General features: G+C 46.1%; 1 protein-coding gene. It reads left to right on the forward strand.

What is annotated here, in order from left to right:
- The first annotated feature begins 218 nt into the window (after positions 1–218).
- Complete coding sequence (locus H8S65_RS20895) at positions 219–569, forward strand: hypothetical protein (RefSeq protein WP_186931723.1); 351 nt, start codon at positions 219–221, stop codon at positions 567–569.
- Positions 570–573 lie beyond the last annotated feature (4 nt).

The raw sequence follows: 573 nt of genomic DNA on the forward strand, positions 1-573 counted from the left end.
AATTACCCTGCGACAGGTGAACAAGCGGTCAGATTTAATATTAATAATACTAAAGTATATTGAAATTAAAAGTTCAATGTAGCCTGTAGCCCTGTGAAGGACGAAAGCATACAGAAAACAAGCCCCGGAGGTGATCGCCATCTTCGGGGCTTCGTTTTTTTTATCCATCCATCCACATAAACAATTGTACACATGAAAAAAAAATTCCATCCTCCGAATTGAATAAAGAATCGGCGGCAGTGAAAGAGTCTTGCCTCTTGGCAAGGCGGCAACTGCACGAACTCGAAAAAAACTGTAACCGTCTCAACCGGCTTCTTGAACATGCGGTATGGGAAAAAGACATGGTGCAGGAAGAGCAGATCGTCTTTACCGGATCGACCCAGGAATTCCTGTTACTTTTAGAACCGCTGCTTCGTAGTAACCAGTGCAAGGTGAACGGTAAGAGCAACCGCGAAGCCTTCCTCAGGGTGATCGACAGCGTGGTGAAAATACAGCCGGAAAAAGGAAGCGAGCCGATCAAATTCGTCAGCCTCCTGGATGCCGCCAAACGATTCCTTTCGGAAGAGTGATCGG

The sequence above is a fragment of the Parabacteroides hominis genome (assembly GCF_014287585.1).
Taxonomy (GTDB): Bacteria; Bacteroidota; Bacteroidia; order Bacteroidales; family Tannerellaceae; genus Parabacteroides; species Parabacteroides hominis.